At 43.7% G+C, this 18,741-nt stretch carries 19 protein-coding genes and 1 pseudogene; all 20 read right to left on the bottom strand.

The features are described from left to right. Positions 1 to 43: 43 nt before the first annotated feature. Positions 44 to 1,360 (bottom strand): FliI/YscN family ATPase, encoded by a 1,317-nt coding sequence (locus ABVT36_RS16490; protein WP_368457522.1) that lies wholly within the window; start codon positions 1,358 to 1,360, stop codon positions 44 to 46. Continuing rightward, a complete protein-coding gene (locus tag ABVT36_RS16485; protein WP_368457521.1) occupies positions 1,361 to 2,167 on the bottom strand; it encodes a hypothetical protein in 807 nt (268 codons plus the stop codon). Next, on the bottom strand, positions 2,164 to 2,544 hold the full coding sequence (locus ABVT36_RS16480) for a hypothetical protein (protein WP_368457520.1): 381 nt from the start codon (positions 2,542 to 2,544) through the stop codon (positions 2,164 to 2,166). The genes ABVT36_RS16485 and ABVT36_RS16480 overlap by 4 nt, the downstream gene beginning before the upstream one ends. Next, positions 2,519 to 3,946: a flagellar basal-body MS-ring/collar protein FliF gene (gene fliF, locus ABVT36_RS16475; protein ID WP_368457519.1), complete on the bottom strand. Its 1,428-nt coding sequence runs from the start codon at positions 3,944 to 3,946 to the stop codon at positions 2,519 to 2,521. The genes ABVT36_RS16480 and fliF overlap by 26 nt, the downstream gene beginning before the upstream one ends. Before the next feature lie 13 nt (positions 3,947 to 3,959). After that, on the bottom strand, positions 3,960 to 4,253 hold the full coding sequence (gene fliE / locus ABVT36_RS16470; protein WP_368457518.1) for a flagellar hook-basal body complex protein FliE: 294 nt from the start codon (positions 4,251 to 4,253) through the stop codon (positions 3,960 to 3,962). After that, complete coding sequence (gene flgC, locus ABVT36_RS16465) at positions 4,253 to 4,645, bottom strand: flagellar basal body rod protein FlgC (protein ID WP_368457517.1); 393 nt, start codon at positions 4,643 to 4,645, stop codon at positions 4,253 to 4,255. The genes fliE and flgC overlap by 1 nt, the downstream gene beginning before the upstream one ends. Then, the gene (locus ABVT36_RS16460) at positions 4,642 to 5,022 is read right to left on the bottom strand and encodes a flagellar basal body rod protein FlgB (protein WP_368457516.1); all 381 of its coding nucleotides are present in this window, start codon (positions 5,020 to 5,022) and stop codon (positions 4,642 to 4,644) included. The genes flgC and ABVT36_RS16460 overlap by 4 nt, the downstream gene beginning before the upstream one ends. Before the next feature lie 12 nt (positions 5,023 to 5,034). Next, positions 5,035 to 6,186: a flagellar basal body P-ring protein FlgI gene (locus ABVT36_RS16455; RefSeq protein WP_368457515.1), complete on the bottom strand. Its 1,152-nt coding sequence runs from the start codon at positions 6,184 to 6,186 to the stop codon at positions 5,035 to 5,037. An 11-nt stretch (positions 6,187 to 6,197) separates the two neighbouring features. After that, on the bottom strand, positions 6,198 to 6,872 hold the full coding sequence (locus ABVT36_RS16450) for a flagellar basal body L-ring protein FlgH (RefSeq protein ID WP_368457514.1): 675 nt from the start codon (positions 6,870 to 6,872) through the stop codon (positions 6,198 to 6,200). Between the two features lie 2 nt (positions 6,873 to 6,874). Beyond that, on the bottom strand, positions 6,875 to 7,822 hold the full coding sequence (gene flgA / locus ABVT36_RS16445) for a flagellar basal body P-ring formation chaperone FlgA (RefSeq protein ID WP_368457513.1): 948 nt from the start codon (positions 7,820 to 7,822) through the stop codon (positions 6,875 to 6,877). Between the two features lie 7 nt (positions 7,823 to 7,829). Further along, positions 7,830 to 8,591, bottom strand: coding sequence for a flagellar hook-basal body protein (locus ABVT36_RS16440; protein ID WP_368457512.1), 762 nt, complete (start codon positions 8,589 to 8,591; stop codon positions 7,830 to 7,832). Between the two features lie 54 nt (positions 8,592 to 8,645). Continuing rightward, entirely contained in the window at positions 8,646 to 9,341 is a 696-nt protein-coding gene (locus ABVT36_RS16435; RefSeq protein ID WP_368457511.1) for a flagellar hook-basal body protein, read from the bottom strand. Next, a complete protein-coding gene (locus ABVT36_RS16430; protein ID WP_368457510.1) occupies positions 9,338 to 11,413 on the bottom strand; it encodes a flagellar biosynthesis protein FlhA in 2,076 nt (691 codons plus the stop codon). Before ABVT36_RS16430 ends, ABVT36_RS16435 begins: the two co-directional genes overlap by 4 nt. A gap of 19 nt (positions 11,414 to 11,432) precedes the next feature. Continuing rightward, positions 11,433 to 12,524, bottom strand: coding sequence for a flagellar biosynthesis protein FlhB (locus tag ABVT36_RS16425; protein ID WP_368457509.1), 1,092 nt, complete (start codon positions 12,522 to 12,524; stop codon positions 11,433 to 11,435). Next, positions 12,524 to 13,288 carry a flagellar biosynthetic protein FliR gene (locus ABVT36_RS16420; RefSeq protein ID WP_368457508.1) on the bottom strand — a complete coding sequence of 255 codons (765 nt, stop codon included), beginning with the start codon at positions 13,286 to 13,288 and terminating at the stop codon, positions 12,524 to 12,526. Before ABVT36_RS16420 ends, ABVT36_RS16425 begins: the two co-directional genes overlap by 1 nt. Next, positions 13,288 to 13,554, bottom strand: coding sequence for a flagellar biosynthesis protein FliQ (fliQ, locus tag ABVT36_RS16415; protein ID WP_368457507.1), 267 nt, complete (start codon positions 13,552 to 13,554; stop codon positions 13,288 to 13,290). Before fliQ ends, ABVT36_RS16420 begins: the two co-directional genes overlap by 1 nt. A gap of 65 nt (positions 13,555 to 13,619) precedes the next feature. Next, positions 13,620 to 14,786, bottom strand: coding sequence for a tetratricopeptide repeat protein (locus ABVT36_RS16410; protein ID WP_368457506.1), 1,167 nt, complete (start codon positions 14,784 to 14,786; stop codon positions 13,620 to 13,622). A gap of 835 nt (positions 14,787 to 15,621) precedes the next feature. Beyond that, positions 15,622 to 15,873, bottom strand: a complete 252-nt coding sequence (locus ABVT36_RS16405; RefSeq protein ID WP_368457505.1) for a hypothetical protein — start codon at positions 15,871 to 15,873, stop codon at positions 15,622 to 15,624. A gap of 180 nt (positions 15,874 to 16,053) precedes the next feature. Continuing rightward, entirely contained in the window at positions 16,054 to 16,539 is a 486-nt protein-coding gene (locus ABVT36_RS16400) for a hypothetical protein (RefSeq protein WP_368457504.1), read from the bottom strand. Between the two features lie 95 nt (positions 16,540 to 16,634). Next, positions 16,635 to 18,741 (bottom strand): annotated as a pseudogene (locus ABVT36_RS16395) (hypothetical protein); the annotation flags it as partial.

The following is an 18,741-nucleotide window of genomic DNA, read 5'->3' as shown; positions in this document are numbered from 1 at the left end:
TCATACATAATACAGGCTTTAAATTTTTACATTATAGAGCATTTTAATTTATAAGTAATAATTCGGATAGTAACTGCATAGTGCTTGATCTGTCCATTTTCTGTCCACCGTATATAAGCTCGATCAGTTTAGCCTCGACAGAAATCGCTCTGTCAATGGCTTCATCCTCTCCTTTTTTATAAGCACCAATGTGGATCATGGACTTTGAAGATTCATACAAAGCATGAATTGATTGCAGCGCCCTGACCAGCTCAGATTCCGATTTACTGATTAACTGTGGCATTATACGACTAACACTGTCAAGCAAATTGATAGCAGGGTATTTTCCCTGCGATGCAAGCTCTCTATCTAATACAATATGACCATCTAATACTGCGCGCATATGATCCGCAATCGGTTCATTAAAATCATCACCCTCTACAAGTACTGTATAGTACGCAGTTATTGAGCCACCACTTCGAAACGCCCCAGCCCTTTCTACGATTTTTGGTAGTAAATTAAAACAGGATGGTGTATATCCTTTCGAAGTTGGCGGTTCACCTGCTGCCAGTCCAACCTCTCTCTGAGCCATTGCTAGGCGGGTTATGGAATCCATCGTCATAAGGACTGAATCTCCCCGCTCAGAAAAATATTCCGCAATAGTAGTAGCGGAAATTGCTGCATAAACTCGCAATAATGCAGGTAATTCAGCTGAAGCTACAATTACGATGGAATTTTTTAGACCTTCTTCACCAAGCACATCCTGTATAAACTCAGTAACTTCCCTGCCGCGCTCTCCAATAAGAGCAACGACATTGATATCAGCCGCATGACCACTCACGAGATTATTAATTAAAGTACTTTTCCCAACTCCACTACCTGCAAATATTCCGACCCTTTGTCCCAAGCCAAGTGTAATAAAACCATCAATTGCCGGGATCTTAGTTTCGCAAATACTCTCTATTTTTTTACGATTGAACGGATTGATTTCTTGTGACCAATAATTACGATACTTCCCTTTAACCTCCGGGCCATCATCCAAAGGATTACCGAGAGGATCGATTACTCTACCCAAAAGTTCCGAACTGCAAAGTATACCGGGAAATTTTCCAGCTGCAAAAACCTGCGCACCTGGACTAATGCCAGATGTATCACCAAGCGGCATTAAAAGTAATTTCTTATTTTCAAAGCCCACCACCTCGGCCAACAAGTTATTTTTTCTTCCGTCCTTTTTAACAACGCATAGTTCTCCCAGCTTAGCGTTTACGCCCACCGCTTCTAACGCCGACCCACGGAAATTCAATAACCTGCCCGAACTGCTAACAACCTCTGCAGTTCGAATTGCTTCGATAAATTGTGCCTTCTCTACCGCAACGGACATCTAGACGAGAACCTCATTGGAAACATTTTGTAGTGCTTTTTTGATAATTTTCAGTTGCTTATCTAATCTCGCATCCCAGATTCCAGAGTTAGACTCTATAATTACTCCGCCCGTCTCAATTTTTGAATCAGCTTCAGCCACTAACTCGCAATTCATTTTTAGCTCGATTGCGTCACGCATTTTATCAAAACGTACCAAATCCTCCGAACACATTCTCATTCTTATAGGGCACTTTAACTTTACGCTTGCAGTTTGAAGGCTTGTTATTATCTGCGCCTTTAATCCATCATTTTTGCAGTAGGATTCACCTAAAATCTTGCATCCTATTTCAAATCCGACCTCTGCAGCCCATTCAAATAAATCGCTCCAGTTTGCTTCCGTTACTTTTTGCAAAAGATCAAGCTGCTCTGCATATTCTGACTCCGTTTCCTTGACGAAATTATCATATTCAAACTTACACTCTATTTCAGCTTTTTTCCTACCTTCTTGATAACCATCAGCTTTAGCGTTACTTTTTTCTTGATCAATGCTTTCGGTGTACTCCGACACACGTCTCACCAGTTCGCCATTTTTACCTTTAAGTAATGCAATCTCATCGGAATATTTAGCAAGCTTAGATTTAGCTTCCTCTAATTGAGAAATTAAATTTTCAATTTCGAGTTCGTATTCCGCTATGGATTTTGACTGTTTCGCTTCTTCGGGTCCATATTCCTGGGCATGTTCTACCTTAGCCCTCTCCCCCTCGTGATATTTGCCAATTTTTCTTGCACCTCGCAGCACGGACCCACGAATAATTGCCGACATCATAACTCTCCGAGTTTATATTTATCGTAGAGAACTGCAATTATTTCTTTTACGTGATTAGTGGCGTTGATACTTTTATTCGATCCTTCGTTTTCCTTCTCAATAATTTCCACTACTGCTCTAGGTAATATTTCTTTACTGTTATACTTAGATAGTAAATTATCACCTGCCAAATCAATAGTATCTACAACATTCTCAATTTGCTTGTAATCCAATTTGGCAAACTTTGAAATTCCAGCACTACACATCGCAGCATCAAGAATTTGGCGCTCGATCGAGCTCAAGTGTCTTCTTAGCCAAAATCGATCCATCAAGCCTAATGATTGATATTTTAGCACGGCTAACCTGGCGCAACTACTTAGCTGTTCTACTTTTTTCATTTACTCCGGTCTCTAGCCATAACTTCATATCTTCAAGTAACTTCATTCTCTCAACATTATTTAAACTTCGAGTTCGAAATACAAAGATGCTTGCTAATGGTATTGCTATAATTGCAATGAGTATCACATAATACGGATTATCCCGAATCGAAGTTGAAACTAAAGCACGATTTATCTTTGGCTCACCTTGTAAATTATTTGTAGCCTGACCTTGTGGTTCTGAAATTATGGGTTGTGATTTCACGCTCGATTCTAAATCAAACACTTCCAGAGGTTTCGGCAACGGTAAAATAGCCTTAATTGATACCCTATCACCACGCTCACTATTTAATCCCACGGCTTCCCTAACCAACACCGTTAAGTTATCGATGGCTATAGCAGTAACCTCCTTAGTCAACAGAACAGAGACCGTGAGGCTTCTAAGCGTTCCGGGGCTGGTTTCAGTTTTTACAACTTCACTTGAAATTTGATATTCATTGTCAATTTTCTCTGATGTAATGCTATTCTCTTTGGTTGGCAGATTATCCACTTTGGGATCAACCGTCCTATAACTTCTACTTACACTGTTCCTTACCAATACGCCAGCAGTATTTTCTCCTAATGGAATTGCTGACTGTCTCGTACTTTCAGATTTTGTAAAATTTATAGATGCATCAACCAACACGACTGCATTTTCATCACTCATTACTCTATGTACGATTGCAGATACTTTTTCCGTATAGTAATTTTCCAATTCTTGCTTGAATTGTAGATTCGTACCCACTTGGAATCCGTTAACGTGACCATTAGATAATGATTCACCATCCGAATTTGTGACAGTCACTTTTTCCGGGTCGAGTTTAGGTACTGCAGCTGCCACAAGGTTCTGTATTGCTAATAGCTCGGATTGCCCTAAACGCAATGAATCCTTTAATGTCAGGATTACGGAGGCTTTAGCAAGCTCTTGGTCTCTTCTGAATAAAGAGTTTTCTGGCAAAACCAAATGCACTCGAACTCTGCGAATTTCATCAAACGCCATTATGGTTCGTTCAAGCTCCCCTTGTAGCGCTCTCTGGTAGTAGATCCGCTGGGAGAATTCAGTCATGCCATATGACGCATCATCAAAAATTTCGAACCCGAGACTTCCTGATTCCAAAGTACCATTTTCTGCCAGTACCATACGGGCACTCGCCAGTTCTGCAGCGGGCACTGAAATCGAATTAGTAGCCGTGGAAAAACTATACGGGATACCCTGTAAATTTAAATCTCTTATTACATCAGAAGCCTGCCCCTCTTCAAGATTTTCCACAAGAAGTTTGCTATCATTTTTTTTCAGCAAAAGCAAAGCCAGTGGCACGCTGATGATCAGCACTACTGCAGTTACAAAAATAATTTTTTGTCCTAAACTTATATTTTTCCACATAATATAACTACAGTTAGATCTGCATCCTCATAATTTCTTGATAACCTTCCAATAACTTATTCCGCATTTGGGATACTAGTTCAAAACTCAATTTAGCCTTATTGATGGCCGTCATTACCTGGTGGACATTTTCCAACTCACCTGCCGCTAATTTAATTGCCTGATTTTCGGCAAATTTGTATTGCATATCTATCGCTCGTAATTGATTGATTGTAGCTTCAAAAAGTGAGGAATGCTTTTCAAGGCTTCGATTGACTTCCGCTATATTAGCCATTTCAGGCGAGGATACTATCGGCGAAATTTCCATTATTTAGCTCCTGACTCAATAGCCCACTGAATTAGTTTCTTCGAAGCTTCCAATACCTGTATGTTGGCCTGATATGAACGGGTGGCGGTCATGAGATTAATCATCTCGCGAACGCTGTCGACCGCAGGCTTGTATACAAAGCCCTTATCGTCAGCAAATGGATGTGACGGGTCATGAATCCGATGCGGTTCTACATTGCGTTCAACGGTACTGATACTGCCGATTCCATCAGAGTAGTTACCTGCTGTCGCTAGCACCTCGATCGGTCGATATACTTCTGCAGCAGACCGGGCTACGGTTGAACTATTTGAAATATTGAGCGCAACCACGTCAGATTTCAAACGCTGCAGTTCCAGGCCGGATAAACTGATATCAAAAACACTTACACTCATTCCTTGCCTTCTTTAATCGCTAGTTTCAATATGCTTGATAGCTGGGACTTTGCCGTCAATATCGACTGATAATGCAACGCATTCCTAGCAAGTTTCACCATTTCAACGTCTGTATACACTTTATCAGCAGTTGGATGTATGTCGATTTCATTTTTTGGTGACCAATTCCTGGCGATCTCCTGCAATCTTCCTATATCATTTTCTTTTGCTGCATCTATAAGTTCATTGTAATAAATTCCAAATTCCGTTGTTCTCGGCCGGTAGCCCTCCGTATCGATATTAGCTACATTGCCTGCAATTAATCGATTTTCCAGGCTTGTTCTTTCAAGGGCTTTCCCCAAAATTTCGCTAGTTACACTAGTTAATATGTCAATCATTTTATACTTATCCTATTTGACAATCAGTTGAGCATGCAAAGCACCCGCTGATTTAATTGCCTGAAGAATAGCAATCATATCTCGAGTACTGACATGAATCTGCTTCAGGGCACGGACAAGATCGTTCACAGTACTCCCAGCAGGTAATGCCACCGACGCCAACGCCTGCTCTTTAACTTGAAGATTGGTTTGAGGAATAACCACTGTCTGTATCCCGTTTCCCCGGCGGTCCGAAATTTTGGAGTCTTTAAGCGTTAGTGCAAAGATATTGGGCTGCGATACCGCATAATCAGTGGATATATTTAATTCAATATTTCCGTGCGAAATTGATACCGCATCAATTCGGACATTTCCACCTGAGACTACCGTTCCAGTTCGTTCGTTAACCACAATTTTTGCTATTAAGTCAGGTTCCACATTGACGTTCTCGATTTGGGAAATCAGCTCGACGACGTCTATATCGTTAGGTACATCTATATCAATCTTTCCTGCATGGGCGGACGACACCAGCAAACTTGGAAACTTACTTTTTAGAGCATGCCTGACACGTGATGCAGTAGTAAAATCCGGCGCCGCTAACACAACACTTAACTTGCCACTTTGAATAAGATCGGTTTCCACCTCTCGCTCAACTGTCGCCCCATTTGCGATTATCCCTACCGTTGGATGATTTTTTTGAATGACATTTCCGTTAAGACCGTACGCATACCCCCCCACCGAAACTGGCCCTTGCGCTAGGGCATAGATCCGACCATTCGCTCCAGTGAGTGGTGTCATCATTAGCGTCCCGCCGATCAAACTTCGTGCATCCCCCACAGACGCGATATTAATGTCTAATTTTTCACCAGGCTGGACAAATGGGGGCAGCGTTGCAGTAACCAATACTGCTGCAACATTTCGACTGCTTATGTCACGTTCATCCACAATAACATTAAATCGAGCAAGTGTATTCGCTATTGATTGAACGGTCGCATCAGACCGGCGTGTATCACCGGTTCCCGCCAGGCCTGCTACCAAGCCATATCCAACCAGTGCGTTATCCCTTACTCCTTCTACCCGCGCAATTTCCTTGATCCGAACTGAAGCTGTCCCCGTCGCCGCTAGCACTGCGAATAGGAAAACCGGAATAAAATTAATTGCTAATTTATAAAAATTTGATTTCATCCTGCACAACTCTACTTGACCCTCTCCACCGCTTCACTCGGAACACCCCTCTCCAATGCTTCTCCCTCCGCCTGCCCGTTAGCTGAAAATAGACCTTCACCGGGAAACCAACAACAAAATGCATTTTTAAACCTAGTCCAAAAACTAAGACGATCTGGATCCCTTCCTGAATACACTATTTTTGCTTGACTAATCCTACTTGATAGAACTGTATTTTCCTGATCGATATGGATAGGACGAACCCAGCCCGTAACCGCTATAAATTGATCTTCCCCATTTACAATCAAGTGCTGTTTCCCATGTAGTAACAATCTTCCATGGATATCTACATCGGTCACATCTGCAGTAATAACCGCTTTAAACAATCCGTCACGGTTGGTTTCGCTTACTCTATTTGTATCGTAAGCTAGGCTCAAGGCTCCTTCCGCAAATTCCTCTCTTTGCGTAGTTCCAAATTCACCATTAGCACGGGTCGCAATTGAAGCAGAGTGGTCGTCGCCGTCACTAGCCCTTGCTAGAGAAGATTCTACAATGACAATCGTTACACTATCCCCTACTCCTAGCGCCCGGTAGTCCGCAATGAGAGGAACAAATGTTTCCTCGTTAAATAAGCTTCCGCCAAAAGCGGGGCTCACTCCTATTAAAAGAGCCAATGATGCTTTGATAGATAAAAAGAAACGATTCATAATTAACCTTGGACCAATACCGTTTGCCTGGCTATTACCCTGCCTTTGAATAGTTTTTTTTGTCCAATTAAATTAACAAAAACAGTATCACCCACATTTCCCTCTGTTTTCGAAACACCTTGAGCGGTTATCGTGATATTTTTTATTATAGATAAAACTTTCACGTTGTCACCACGTTCCACCATTGGAATTTCTTCGATATATTCCTCTGTTAAAACGTCCCCTTTATGCAGAGCTTTAGCCAAACGAGTGCCGGGGCGTAATTCTACACTTATTTTTCCCTTAATTAGCGCTGAATCTACATATTCCCGATTGAGTGCCAAAGTATCGATATATCTGCTTTGTGCGTGCTCATCGACTGCAACCCATGCCTTTTTATAATGCTCAACCTCAAACCAAACTGGAAGACTATGTAATTTTTCCGATTTCTGATACAAATCTATGATTACGACCTCGTGACGACTAATTTTGCCGTTAGCCACCCGACGCAAACGTATTTCGTTCGCATTATCACAAACATAAAATTGGGGTATCTTAGACCCGAAATAGAGATTCACAGATTCCATTCTTCCAATTTCCCTTTCAAAAACTTCTTCCGCCGCTTCTAATATATACTTAGAAGACAACTCGTTGACCCTGCATTCGACCTTAACCCGCGCCGGGCCTCTAATTTCTATAGTTTGTGCAGAATATTGATCCGTTATTAGCTCTAGTAGCGTTTCTCTTTGTAACCAGTAGCCATCTATGCTTTTACCAATTCTATATTTTTTCGGTACTTTTATGTATTTGCTGGGCTCAAAATTAATCTTTGAAATCCCAAGCTTGTCCAAGCGTAATCCCTGCTTTTCCTCGATTAATACTGGATAGAGCTTTAACACCGATGCATCTAACTTAACGCAGAACATAAACGCGAAATATACAAAAACAAAAATTAGCAGAATCGGCTTCATGTCAGTTCTAAATTCTTAAGGAGTTATTGATTCGCATCATCTCATCGGCTGCTCGAATGACCTGAGAGTTTCCTTCATAAGCTCGTTGCGCCATAGTCAAACTCAGCATTTCTTCAACCAAATCGACATTGGATGTTTCAATATATCCCTGCCGCACCATTCCTAAGCCATCGGTGCCGGGCTCAGAATAAAAGGCATTGCCAGAAGCATCCGTCGCCACGAATAAGCCACCGGAAATCGCATTCAAATCTTGCTCCGCAATAAAGCCTGCGAGAGAGATACTTCCTATTAACTCCTCTGTATTGTCAGCGAACAAGGCATATGCATCACCGCGCTCCGTTACTCTCACCTCGCCAGAATTTGGCGGCACTTGTATACGGTCTGCTAACATATAGCCTTCTTTTGTTGTTAGAAATCCATTTTCATCTAGCTCGAAGTTACCCACCCTCGTATAGGCCAAGGCGCCATTTGGTAGTTCTACCTCAAAGAAGCCTTTGCCGGAAATCGCCACATCCAGCCAGTTTTCAGAAGCCCTAATATCCCCAGGTTCAAAAAACCTTACGATTTTATCTGCCACAGCGCCCATGCCTTTGGATTGAGTACTTACAGTCGAGGAGTTTCCCTGTATTTGATACATCAAACTTTCAAAACTAACGCCCTGTCTCTTATAAGCCGGAGTGTTCAAGTTTGCCATATTGTTGGAGATAGCATCAATTTGCGAGGCTTCAGCGTGCATACCTGTCGCTGCAATATATAGAGCTTCAATCATATTTCCGTCGACCAATTAAATTATTCATATTTGTTTCGTTTGACTTTTGCAAGCCTAAAGCCTTCCAATCTTTGTTATCGCCTCCTCCAGCATGGTGTTGTAGCCCTGTACAACCAATTGGCTGGCTTCAAAATGTCGTGTCAACTCAACTAGTTTAACCATCTCCTGCAAGTGATTGACATTTGATGTCTCTAGAAAACCTTGCCGTACTGATGGTATTTCTACTGGCTGGCTCAATCGACCCGTGTATAATCCCGTACCTACAGAGACCAATTGCTCTGGGGAAGCATGGACTATTGAAAGTTTAGATAGCGGAAGATTTCCGTCTTGGTAGATATTTCCCTGCCGGTCTACTTTAAAATCTCCGGACGCCAGTTGTACATCTCCATTTTCGTTCTGCAGCCTGGCACCATTGAGTAACGTTAGAAACCCCTGGTTATCCACTTTTAGCTCGCCGCGCCGAGTTAGAAATAATGAATCACCATTTTTCACCTGGAAAAAACCATCTCCCTCTATTGCTAAATTCAATTTCCTGCCAGTGTATTTCAATACGCCCTGAGAGTAATCGATTTGGCCGGAACCTGATTCAACAGAAGTAATATTTTGCGCACTATTTTTTGGTACAGTTACTTCGTCAGTCACTCGTTTATATGCATTTGTATCCATATTTGCCAAATTTTGGCTCGCTACATTTAACCTATTTATGTCGGCTTGCATGGAGCCTGCAACAATATCTATTCCATCAATCACGCCACCAACTCCTCATTTCTTAATTTTTGTTCTGTTGTACCTGTAGACACAATAGAAAAGGACTGTACCTGCACAGTACTTGGGACTTCGCTTAAGGAAATCACAAATATATGGGATATATATCTATCAACGAGCTGCCGAATGTGATAGCGTAAACTTGCTGAACACAATAGAATCGGCTTGAGCCCAGCCTGCATCATTTTTTCCACAGCTTTAATTAGATTTACAGTAAATCTTTCAGATAAATCTGGTTCTATGGTTAGTCTGGAAGCCCCTTCTAGGGTGACAATACATTCCGACAGTCTGCGCTCCAAAGCCGGCTCGAGCGTCAATACTTGGAGTACATCCTGATCATTTAGCAATGGTTCACATATGACCCTTCCCAATTGCTGGCGAACCAATTCAGATAGTATCTGGATATCTTTTGTTATCCGGGACCTATCTACTAAGGTTTCAGCGATTAATTCTATATTGGTTACTGGAACTTTTTCCTTGAGGAGATGTTTTAAGACTCTTTGAATATCACTTAACGAAAGATTTTCGGGTATCAGCTCATCATACAAACTTGGCTGTACCAGCTTTACTTTATTTAATAGTACATCTGTCTCGCGGCGTGTGATGAATTCGGCTGTGTGTCGTCGTACGGTCTCGGTGAAATGTGTGAATAAAACAGTTATCGCATCCACTACGGTATAATTTCTCTCGGTTGCCAAGCCTCTATGTTCGACATCAATCCATACTGCAGGTAGCCCGTAAGATGGATCTTTTGTTTCGATTCCAGGCAGTGAGAGTTTATTTGTTGCACTAATAGCCAAACTTTTTTCCAAATGACATTCAGCACCTGCAACTCTTGTATTAAATATTCTCAATTCATATTCGCTAGGAGCCAACTTTTTCGTAATACTAAGTTTCAGCTTGGGGATAATGACCCCTATCTCTTGCGCATACTGTGACCTGAAACTACGAATTTTTTCAAGCAGTACCGTATTGGATGAGAGCCCCTCTCCCAATTCAGATCCAACCTGAATCTCCAAAGCCTCGACAACAATATCATCATAAGTTTGTTCAGAAGGGGAGCCTTCGTGATCGATCTCTTCTTCGCTTCCTTTTTCTTGCAGATCTTTTCCTGAACGCAATGTGAGAACTGCAAAAGGTGCCAATACTGACAAGAGAATTGCGATTGGCCAAATTGGAATCCCGGGTAGTAAAGCGAAGATCAGAAGCGCTATACATACTAAAACCAGACTTTTGGGATAGCGTGTTAGTTGTTTGCCAATTTCATTGCCAAGAAATGAGTCACTGGAGGCACGGGTAATGATAATGCCAGTAGCCGTGGAAATAACTAGCGCCGGTATTTGAGTCACAATACCGTCACCTACAGTCATCAATGTATAAGATTGAAGCGCATTGGCCCAGCTCATCCCCAATTGCGCAATACCTACTGTCAATCCCCCTACAATATCGATAAGAATAATAATAATTCCCGCAATAGCATCGCCTTTTACAAACTTGCTGGCACCATCCATTGATCCGTAGAAGTTCGCCTCTTTCTCGATTTCCTTGCGTCTTTTCTGCGCCTCTTTCTCATCAATAAGCCCCATATTAAGATCGGCATCAATACTCATCTGCTTGCCCGGCATGCTATCCAGAGTAAATCTGGCGGCTACTTCCGCTACCCGCTGCGCACCACTTGTAACAACTATGTACTGGACAACGATTAGAATAAAAAAGACCACCAAGCCAACTACATAATTGCCACCAACCACATATTCGCCCACAGCACCGATAACTTCACCGGCGTCTCCATCACTTAGAATCAACCTTGTTGCTGCAATATTTAGAGAAAGCCTAAGCAGAGTTGCTATAAGCAATATTGCTGGAAAAGTAGAGAATTCGACTGGCTTGTCCATATAAAAGGTTAGCAGCAGAATTATCAAGGCGGTGCTGAAATTGAAAAGCAATAGGAAGTCCAATACAGCTGAGGGTATCGGCGCAAATAGAACTATCAGTATTCCTATTACCCCCACAACGAGAGCTATTTCGCTTTTTGTTCCAAAGGCACGTTCGAACATTTCTCTTACCTATTTCCAGTCATACTTCAGCAATAAAGTTGCGTGATCGCCTCTTTCGCTTAACTTCATGCAACAATCTAGCCACTGGCATATATAACTCTACAGAAATATAGTCATTTAACTTTGTTGATTTGTACAACTCCCGAGCAAGCTTCACACGCCGAATAATTTTTACACCATGTTTTCTAGCTGCTTCCTGAATGGCCATCGCCAGATCGTCTTGACCTTTAGCAATCACCTTTGGGGCCACCATTGTGCCGGGATCATATCGCAATGCCACCGAAATATGAGTAGGGTTGGTTACAATTACATCAGCAGAAGGCACGTTTCCTACACCCCCTCCCCGGCTTCGTAACTCCTGCTGTAATTCCTTCCGGCGCTGCTTAATATTCGGATCACCCTCCCGCCTTTTTATCTCGTCCTTAACCTCTTTTTTCGTCATTCGCATCTGCTTAAAAAAACTTTTTCGAGCAAACAAAAGGTCCAATAGCGCGATAGCGGCCATAATCGGTATCAATAATACCAGCGCCAGGACTAATGTACCGATAAACCCGCTCACCGCGGAAGAAGCATCTGAATTTGAAAGCGCCAACCACTTTCCTATTGAAAATTTAATAAAAAAATACAAGAATACAGCAAGTATTGCGAGCTTTATTAATGTTTTAAATAAATCAAATAATGTCTTAAGCGAGAATATCTTTTTCAATCCGTTAACCGGATTTAATTTCTTGAAATCTGGTTTAAGTGGGTAAGAAGAAAAAATAAACCCTGTCTGAACCACGTTCCCAATGACAGCAAAAAGCGCGGCAATCAACAATACTGGCACAAGTACGCTAATTGATACCAGAAACTGCTGCCCAGCCCATATACTGAGCCCTTCCTTACTGAGATTGAGCTGGCCCGCGACAGAAACAATTCCGCTAGCGCTATCCAGCAACCGATAGATCAACTCTTCACCCATTCCCACCAGCGCCAGTAAGAAACCCATCAGCATGGTTGCCGACACGATCTCTACACTTTTTGCCGCCTGACCCATCTTTTTAGCTTCTCGCAGCTTAAAGGGTGAGGCCGGTTCTGTTTTCTCTTCCGAGGATTCCTGGCCTTGTGCCATTAGTTCACCAGAACCTTGGTCCACCCGCCAAAAATTGACTCAAATATGGCCCGAATTGGCGTGGACATATAATTGAGGGACAAAACCAGTAACGTCAGTCCCATAAAGATCTTGAAAGGCAATCCCACAAAATAGGGGTTAACCTGTGGCATAGTTCTGGCAAAAATTGCGACTACGAAGTCGATCATAAAAAGTCCAAGTACGATGGGAGCTGCAAGAACGGAACCAAAAAGAAACATCTTTGTACCCATCAAAAATGCCTCCAGAAGTCCGCTTGCACCCAATCCGCCCCCTAAAGGAATTAGTATGAACGATTGCCTAATTCCGCGTATGAGCATCAAGTGACCATCCATTAGAAAAAAAATCATTGTCCCCAATAGTGTCAGTAAGGTGCCTATCAGTGAATTTTGAGACTGTGATAATGGATTAAATAAACTCGCCGCTCCAAGTCCCATTTGAAAATCGATCAGTCGCCCTGCAATGCTAAATGCCGAAAACGCAGCCATGATCACCACCGACAAGGCCAAGCCGACTACCAGTTCTTTTAGCATTGCTATCACTAAATCATAGCTGGACTGGATAGCAAGTTCACCATTAGGCAGCAGGATTACAAATAACATTGATAGAGCTATTATCAGATAAAATCTGACCCGCAGAGGCAAGTAAATTACCGCCTGTAGTGGTAGTGCAAGGAATACTGGGGCAAGGCGCGTGGCAATTAACAGTATATTTGCGGCTAGGTCGAAACTGACTTGTACCAACATCACATTAAATCGGCAATTTGCCTGAACATTGCTTCCGTGTAGGCGACAATGGTGCTTAACATCCATGCACCAAAGATAAAGATGACACCAACAATACTGAGAATCTTGGGTACAAAAGTAAGAGTCATTTCCTGGATTTGCGTTACAACTTGAAAAATACTTACAACCAGCCCAACCAATAGCGCCACCCCAAGAACTGGGGCAGACACCATACTTGCAGTAGTCAACATATTTTTTACGAGTTCTAGTGCGGCGTCAGGAGTCATTCTGTACAGTTATTATTGTTGTGGTTTTATAATTGCCAGCTACGCAGGCAAATTCATACTAAAGCCTAATGATTTGATCCTTTTGATTTTTCCGGATCTGCTCCCTGCCCAATTTTTTGCTGAAACCGGGTTAGTGCTCTAACCAGCGTTTCTCCTTCATTATTAATTTCTGAATTGAGTATTTGCTCTAATTGTCTTTCAGCATTGGCCTGCTCTCCGACACCTGAATCTAAAAGCGCTTTTGCAAAACGGCCTGCAAAAGAATTTCCACTCAACCGATTTGCCAACTTGGCTTTTACATTAGCCACGGGTTTATCGCCTTTCATTAGCGCGATTACTGCTAGCGTTCCCTGGGTTTCTGCAAAACGCGGTTCAATAGTGTTAGCACGCATTGCTGCTTCTTCTGCCTTGCCTAGCTCACCCGAGCAAATATAAGCCCAAGCTAAAGCATTGTAAGTACCCAAGTGATTCGGCATTAATTCAACGGCACGCTCCAGATATTCGGCAGAATGGACAAAGTCACCTTTGAGCATCACCAGCAAACCCTTACCCAGCCAACCTCGCCCACTTCCTGGTTTCTGCGCCAAAACAACAGAGAAGCATTTGTCTGCTTCACTCAGGTTACCATCTGTCAAGCTCAAGGTGCCGGCAACGAGGTTCCCTTCTACATTGTCGGGATTTTTATTCAACAATTCCTTAGCCAGAGAAAGGGCCGCTTCGGATTTTTCATTATCCAGGGCGATTAGCGCGCGCATGGATTTACATTCCATTGAAAGTTCAGTATCCATCTCTAGGGCAACAAGTAACTTTTCCGCTTCTTCCATGCGACCCAGGTAGTGGAGCGCTCTGGCCTTAAGCAGCAAGCCCCTTGCTGGAATTTCAGTCAACACGCTAAGTGTTTCCAGTGCCTGCTCAGGCTGATGCATCGCCATCTGAGCCCAGGCCATGTTATAGCGCACCATATCCTGAGGCACATCCGTACTTAACAGGGAAGTAAAATATACAATAGCGTCCTGGAACTGCCCCCGGTAGAGTGAAAGCATTCCACTTTGAAAGGAAAAAATCGAGTTTTCCGGCCAGCGTTTTTTCCCGAGTACCAGATGGGACTCGGCCTGATCCAACTGACCGGCTCGGAGCTGAGTATCAATCAAATCACTGACCAGTCGCGAGTTATTCGGGTCTTGCTCCAGGAAAGATTCGAGTTTTTTTATTTGTTCTTTTAGATCATTCACCGCCGCTTCCCCCGAAGCATACCCTCTACGTGCGAATGGGCAGACTCTAGCACAGGCCTCAAGATATTAAATAGTTTTTCAATGCATTAGTGCCAACTTCGTCGCATTACACGCCATTACAGACTACTTATTGTACTATCTGTATCTATTTCATCCTCCTGCTGATCATAATTTGTACATCTGTGAATGGCGCTTTTCGCTTAATTGCAACCTAACCTGGAGCAACCGGAACTAAAATTACTAGGAATTATTACGGTTAACCGGCGACACCTTCTAACGTGGTTCAATTTTATACTTGATCTTCAGTCGGAAAGTGCCAAAAGGCGGGCCCTGAGGTCCCCGGTTCTACGACAGATTCAGATTAGGTAATTAAGTCTGACTGGGATCCGACATTTAAGCCGCCGAGCAGTTGATTATTTTCACAGCCGGAGCGAACACAATTCAATCCAGCAGCGTATTCGTATCATGATTCCGGGTGGGCAACCCAATAATTAATCGTCTTTGGTGGGGATGGGTTTTTGAATATGCCAAAGGGCCCGCCCTTTCGACTGGATCACTATCTGGAATTGACAGATTGGAGTGGCCGGCAGTTGCACCCGAAGATGCCGTGGTTCCAGCACTGCGCTGGCCGCCTGGAGAAATACATCAGTCTATGAGGCTATTTGGCTGACACAGAATTTTGAACACCCTCATCTTCTCACCCTCTTCATCAAAAATAGTGCCCGAGAATGGTTTGCCTTCAAAAAGACAAACCATCTCATCATTAATATCAATTTGATCTTCACTAACTCTTTTAATCTTATTACGCTAACTCTCTCAATAGGCGATCAAAAGTTTATATTTTATCTGAAAGATAAACTTCCCCTTCAGCATGCCAAATTTTAAATTCTCTACTTTCACGATAACCTTCCAACTCCTTTTCCGGAAAATCCCTCACCCACTCTGGCAATAACTCGCACCTTTCCAGAGATTTATTCTTATGTAAAGCAATAAGAATTAAGATAGGGAGAAGTGAATCTTCCCCTTCCCTATCTAACCAAGCTTCGTGCTCTTCTTCTATAGATAATATTTCTTCTTCAAACGCCATGTCTATCACTTCACTAGAGATAGGTAATCAGCCATTGTTATCTTACCTTGATCCAGCAAATATTGATATGGCTATAGTTTTCCGTATTGTATCTAGCCCAATGTTCCCGGGCGGCACAATCAACAGCTTAGTTGGTAAATTGAAAAATGTACCCTGATCTCAATTATGCAGTTATTCTATTCAAAACATCCCAGCAAGAAATGCATTAAAAATTACATACCAGGCACATAAGAGCGCTGTAAACAGCCTGTTCATCATTAGTCTAAACACAGGAGAAAACATCCACCTGAAGGCAACCATTGAAACCAGACAATAGATTATTTTCTCTCCCAGACCCAAATCCCCATACGAGATTTTAAGACTTCTATCTGCCTTCTGAATAAAGCCATCGAGTAGGTTAACGATGAGCATAAATAGTACGACCAGAAAAAGCCAGAGCCACCTCTCTACAGGATCACTAATATACTGAGCCATAAGATAGATCACTGGCTGGAATACTAGCCATAGCAATGGGGAAAACACGATAGAAGCAGAGAATAAAAGTGCCGCCCAAAACAATGAAGTAAAGTGAAAACTGATAGTCTCTCCATTCCAAACGCTTTCAGGTAGTTGTTTTTCCCGAATAAATGCCAATGCCACGCGCCTCACCAAATTAGAAAATCTCACTTTTTCTCTCCAACTCACAAACAGGCGCACAGGTCAAATGGCCAACAAGAAAATCCATTTCACTACTACGTTCAACCTCTGGCAAGGGGGTGTCTTTACTTGTATCCCATAAAGTCATATTTAGCCTCAACCTCTTCACGCAACCGCAAATCTTCTTCTGAGAACTTATTTTTTGGATTCAAGTGATGCTGAACCATTCGCTGTTTTAGAGAATCACTACCGAATATATCTATTGCTTGTACACCTATCCATGCGAGCCACCCCTTTGGCCCCCCTGCAAGCAATCCGTTTGAAGCGAACATCAGGCCGTCCCAAGCAAGCCCAACTTGGCCCGTGACCCTCATTTCTTCATTATTGTAATAGACACCTCCAGATACCATTGCCAAATTCCCGGCTACGGAAAGACCTGTAAATGCTTTACCTCCAGCATCTGCCCATCCGGCATATTTCGTTACATTAAACTGATAACTGCCGTTTAACTGACTTAAATTACCAAGCCCCTCCCCATAAACTCCTACTGACAATGTCCCGGGCGTCATTGGGTTTTGCAAGCCCCAAAGTGGCAACCACCTCCCTCCGCCTCTTGGGGCATCTAGTGTCAGGTACCTTGCTCCACTTACATCCAGCGATAGATAGTTAATTTGTGATGCGAATGCAAGGGCAGAAGTAATGCCGTTGTTTGCCGTTGTATCTGTTAACGCCAGCCCCGCTGCATAGATGTTCCGTTCCATTTCTGACATACCAGGGAACACATAACCATCTCGGTAAGGCCCGTACAGGCTTGTTCCATCCGGTCGCTTACCTTCTGCAGCCATCTTCTGGGCATGCCATATCCCTTTTTGCTGCACCGCCCGATCATGGTCTGCCTGCATATCATCAAGCATTCCTATGGCCATCTTGCCGTACTTACCAGGCCTGTAGTCGGCTGCGGTTACGTCCGCAGACCAAATTGCTTGTTGTTGTTCCGCCGCTCTTTGTGCCGCTACTCTGGCCTCATAACCTGTCTCTACACTCCGGGCATATGCATTGTTGGATAAATCTGCGGGTCGCCCTAAGTTGTCAGCCCAGTACCCTCCGTAACCAGGGCGCATATCCATCCAATAGGAGGAGGATTGGCCAGTTTCTGGATTACCAATTACGACAACATTCTCCATTTCCCCGTCATGGGTATACCAGGAAAATGACGTTTGTGTCGGATAATTTGGTTCTTGGACCAGCGAATTCGCAGACTGAGTAATCACTGCAGTTCGCTGCTCTGTGGCTGTTTCCGTTTCAGCGCTTTGTACGCCCCGACTGTTTGTCTTGGGAGTTTCCGGTGCCGGACCCGTGAATTGCTGACCCCATTTTTCAATAGCATCGTTCAGTGGTTGTCCGATTCGGTTTCCAGCATACCCCCCAACGGCATTGTTCAGGACATTGGCCCAGTCAAAGCTTTCGTTTTCAGTAAGTTTCTGCACGCCTGCATTGATGGTTCCTGCTGTTATGGTGCGTACAGGCTCTGCCCACCAGGATTCATTCGCCGATGGGTTGAATCCGAGCTTGTCGGTGGCCCAGCTGGAAGCGTAGGAACCTATGGCAGCGCTGGCGACGGACTCCCACTTGAATTCATATTCGCTGTCAAATGCTTTGTTGATTCCCTGACTCGCTATGCTGCTGGCACCGGCTACCAATGCTTTTGTGACCCGCAGACCCTGCTGCAATTTGGCCACTTGGTTGGTAAGCCGGGCGACTTCTGCCGCATTTTTCGTTTGTTGCGCAACTGCCAGCCCCTGTTGCGCTTCGGCCAGACCTTTCACTTTGTCGCCAACCCCGGCCAATTCGCCAATACCAAAGGTTGCAGCAGCTATCAGCCCATCTTTTGCGACATCTTTCCAACTGAAACTGTAGCCATCCTGATAACCCGCGATAATAGCGCCAGTCTGCATAATGCCCTGTGAAACGATCCCGGCTGCGGCGACCCCACCAACGAAGCCAGCAACACCGGCCAAGCCTCCAAGAGCGCCAATACCGGCTATAGCACCGGATACCGCTGTATATGCCGCCAGCGCAGCGCCACCAGAAACGACCGCAGCCACCACCAACACAATAATGCCCAGCGCACCACAGCCGTCATCACTATCCACCGGTGGTGGCGGCGGTACATCCGGCAGGGTCGGGGCAGTATCGCCCATCTGCAGGGCACCATCCACCGGGCGGAAGGTG

The sequence above is a fragment of the Microbulbifer sp. TYP-18 genome (assembly GCF_040932045.1).
In the GTDB taxonomy this organism is placed as follows: Bacteria; Pseudomonadota; Gammaproteobacteria; order Pseudomonadales; family Cellvibrionaceae; genus Microbulbifer.
Note: the sequence above shows the minus strand (reverse complement) of the source record. Positions and strands in the feature narration are given on the sequence as shown.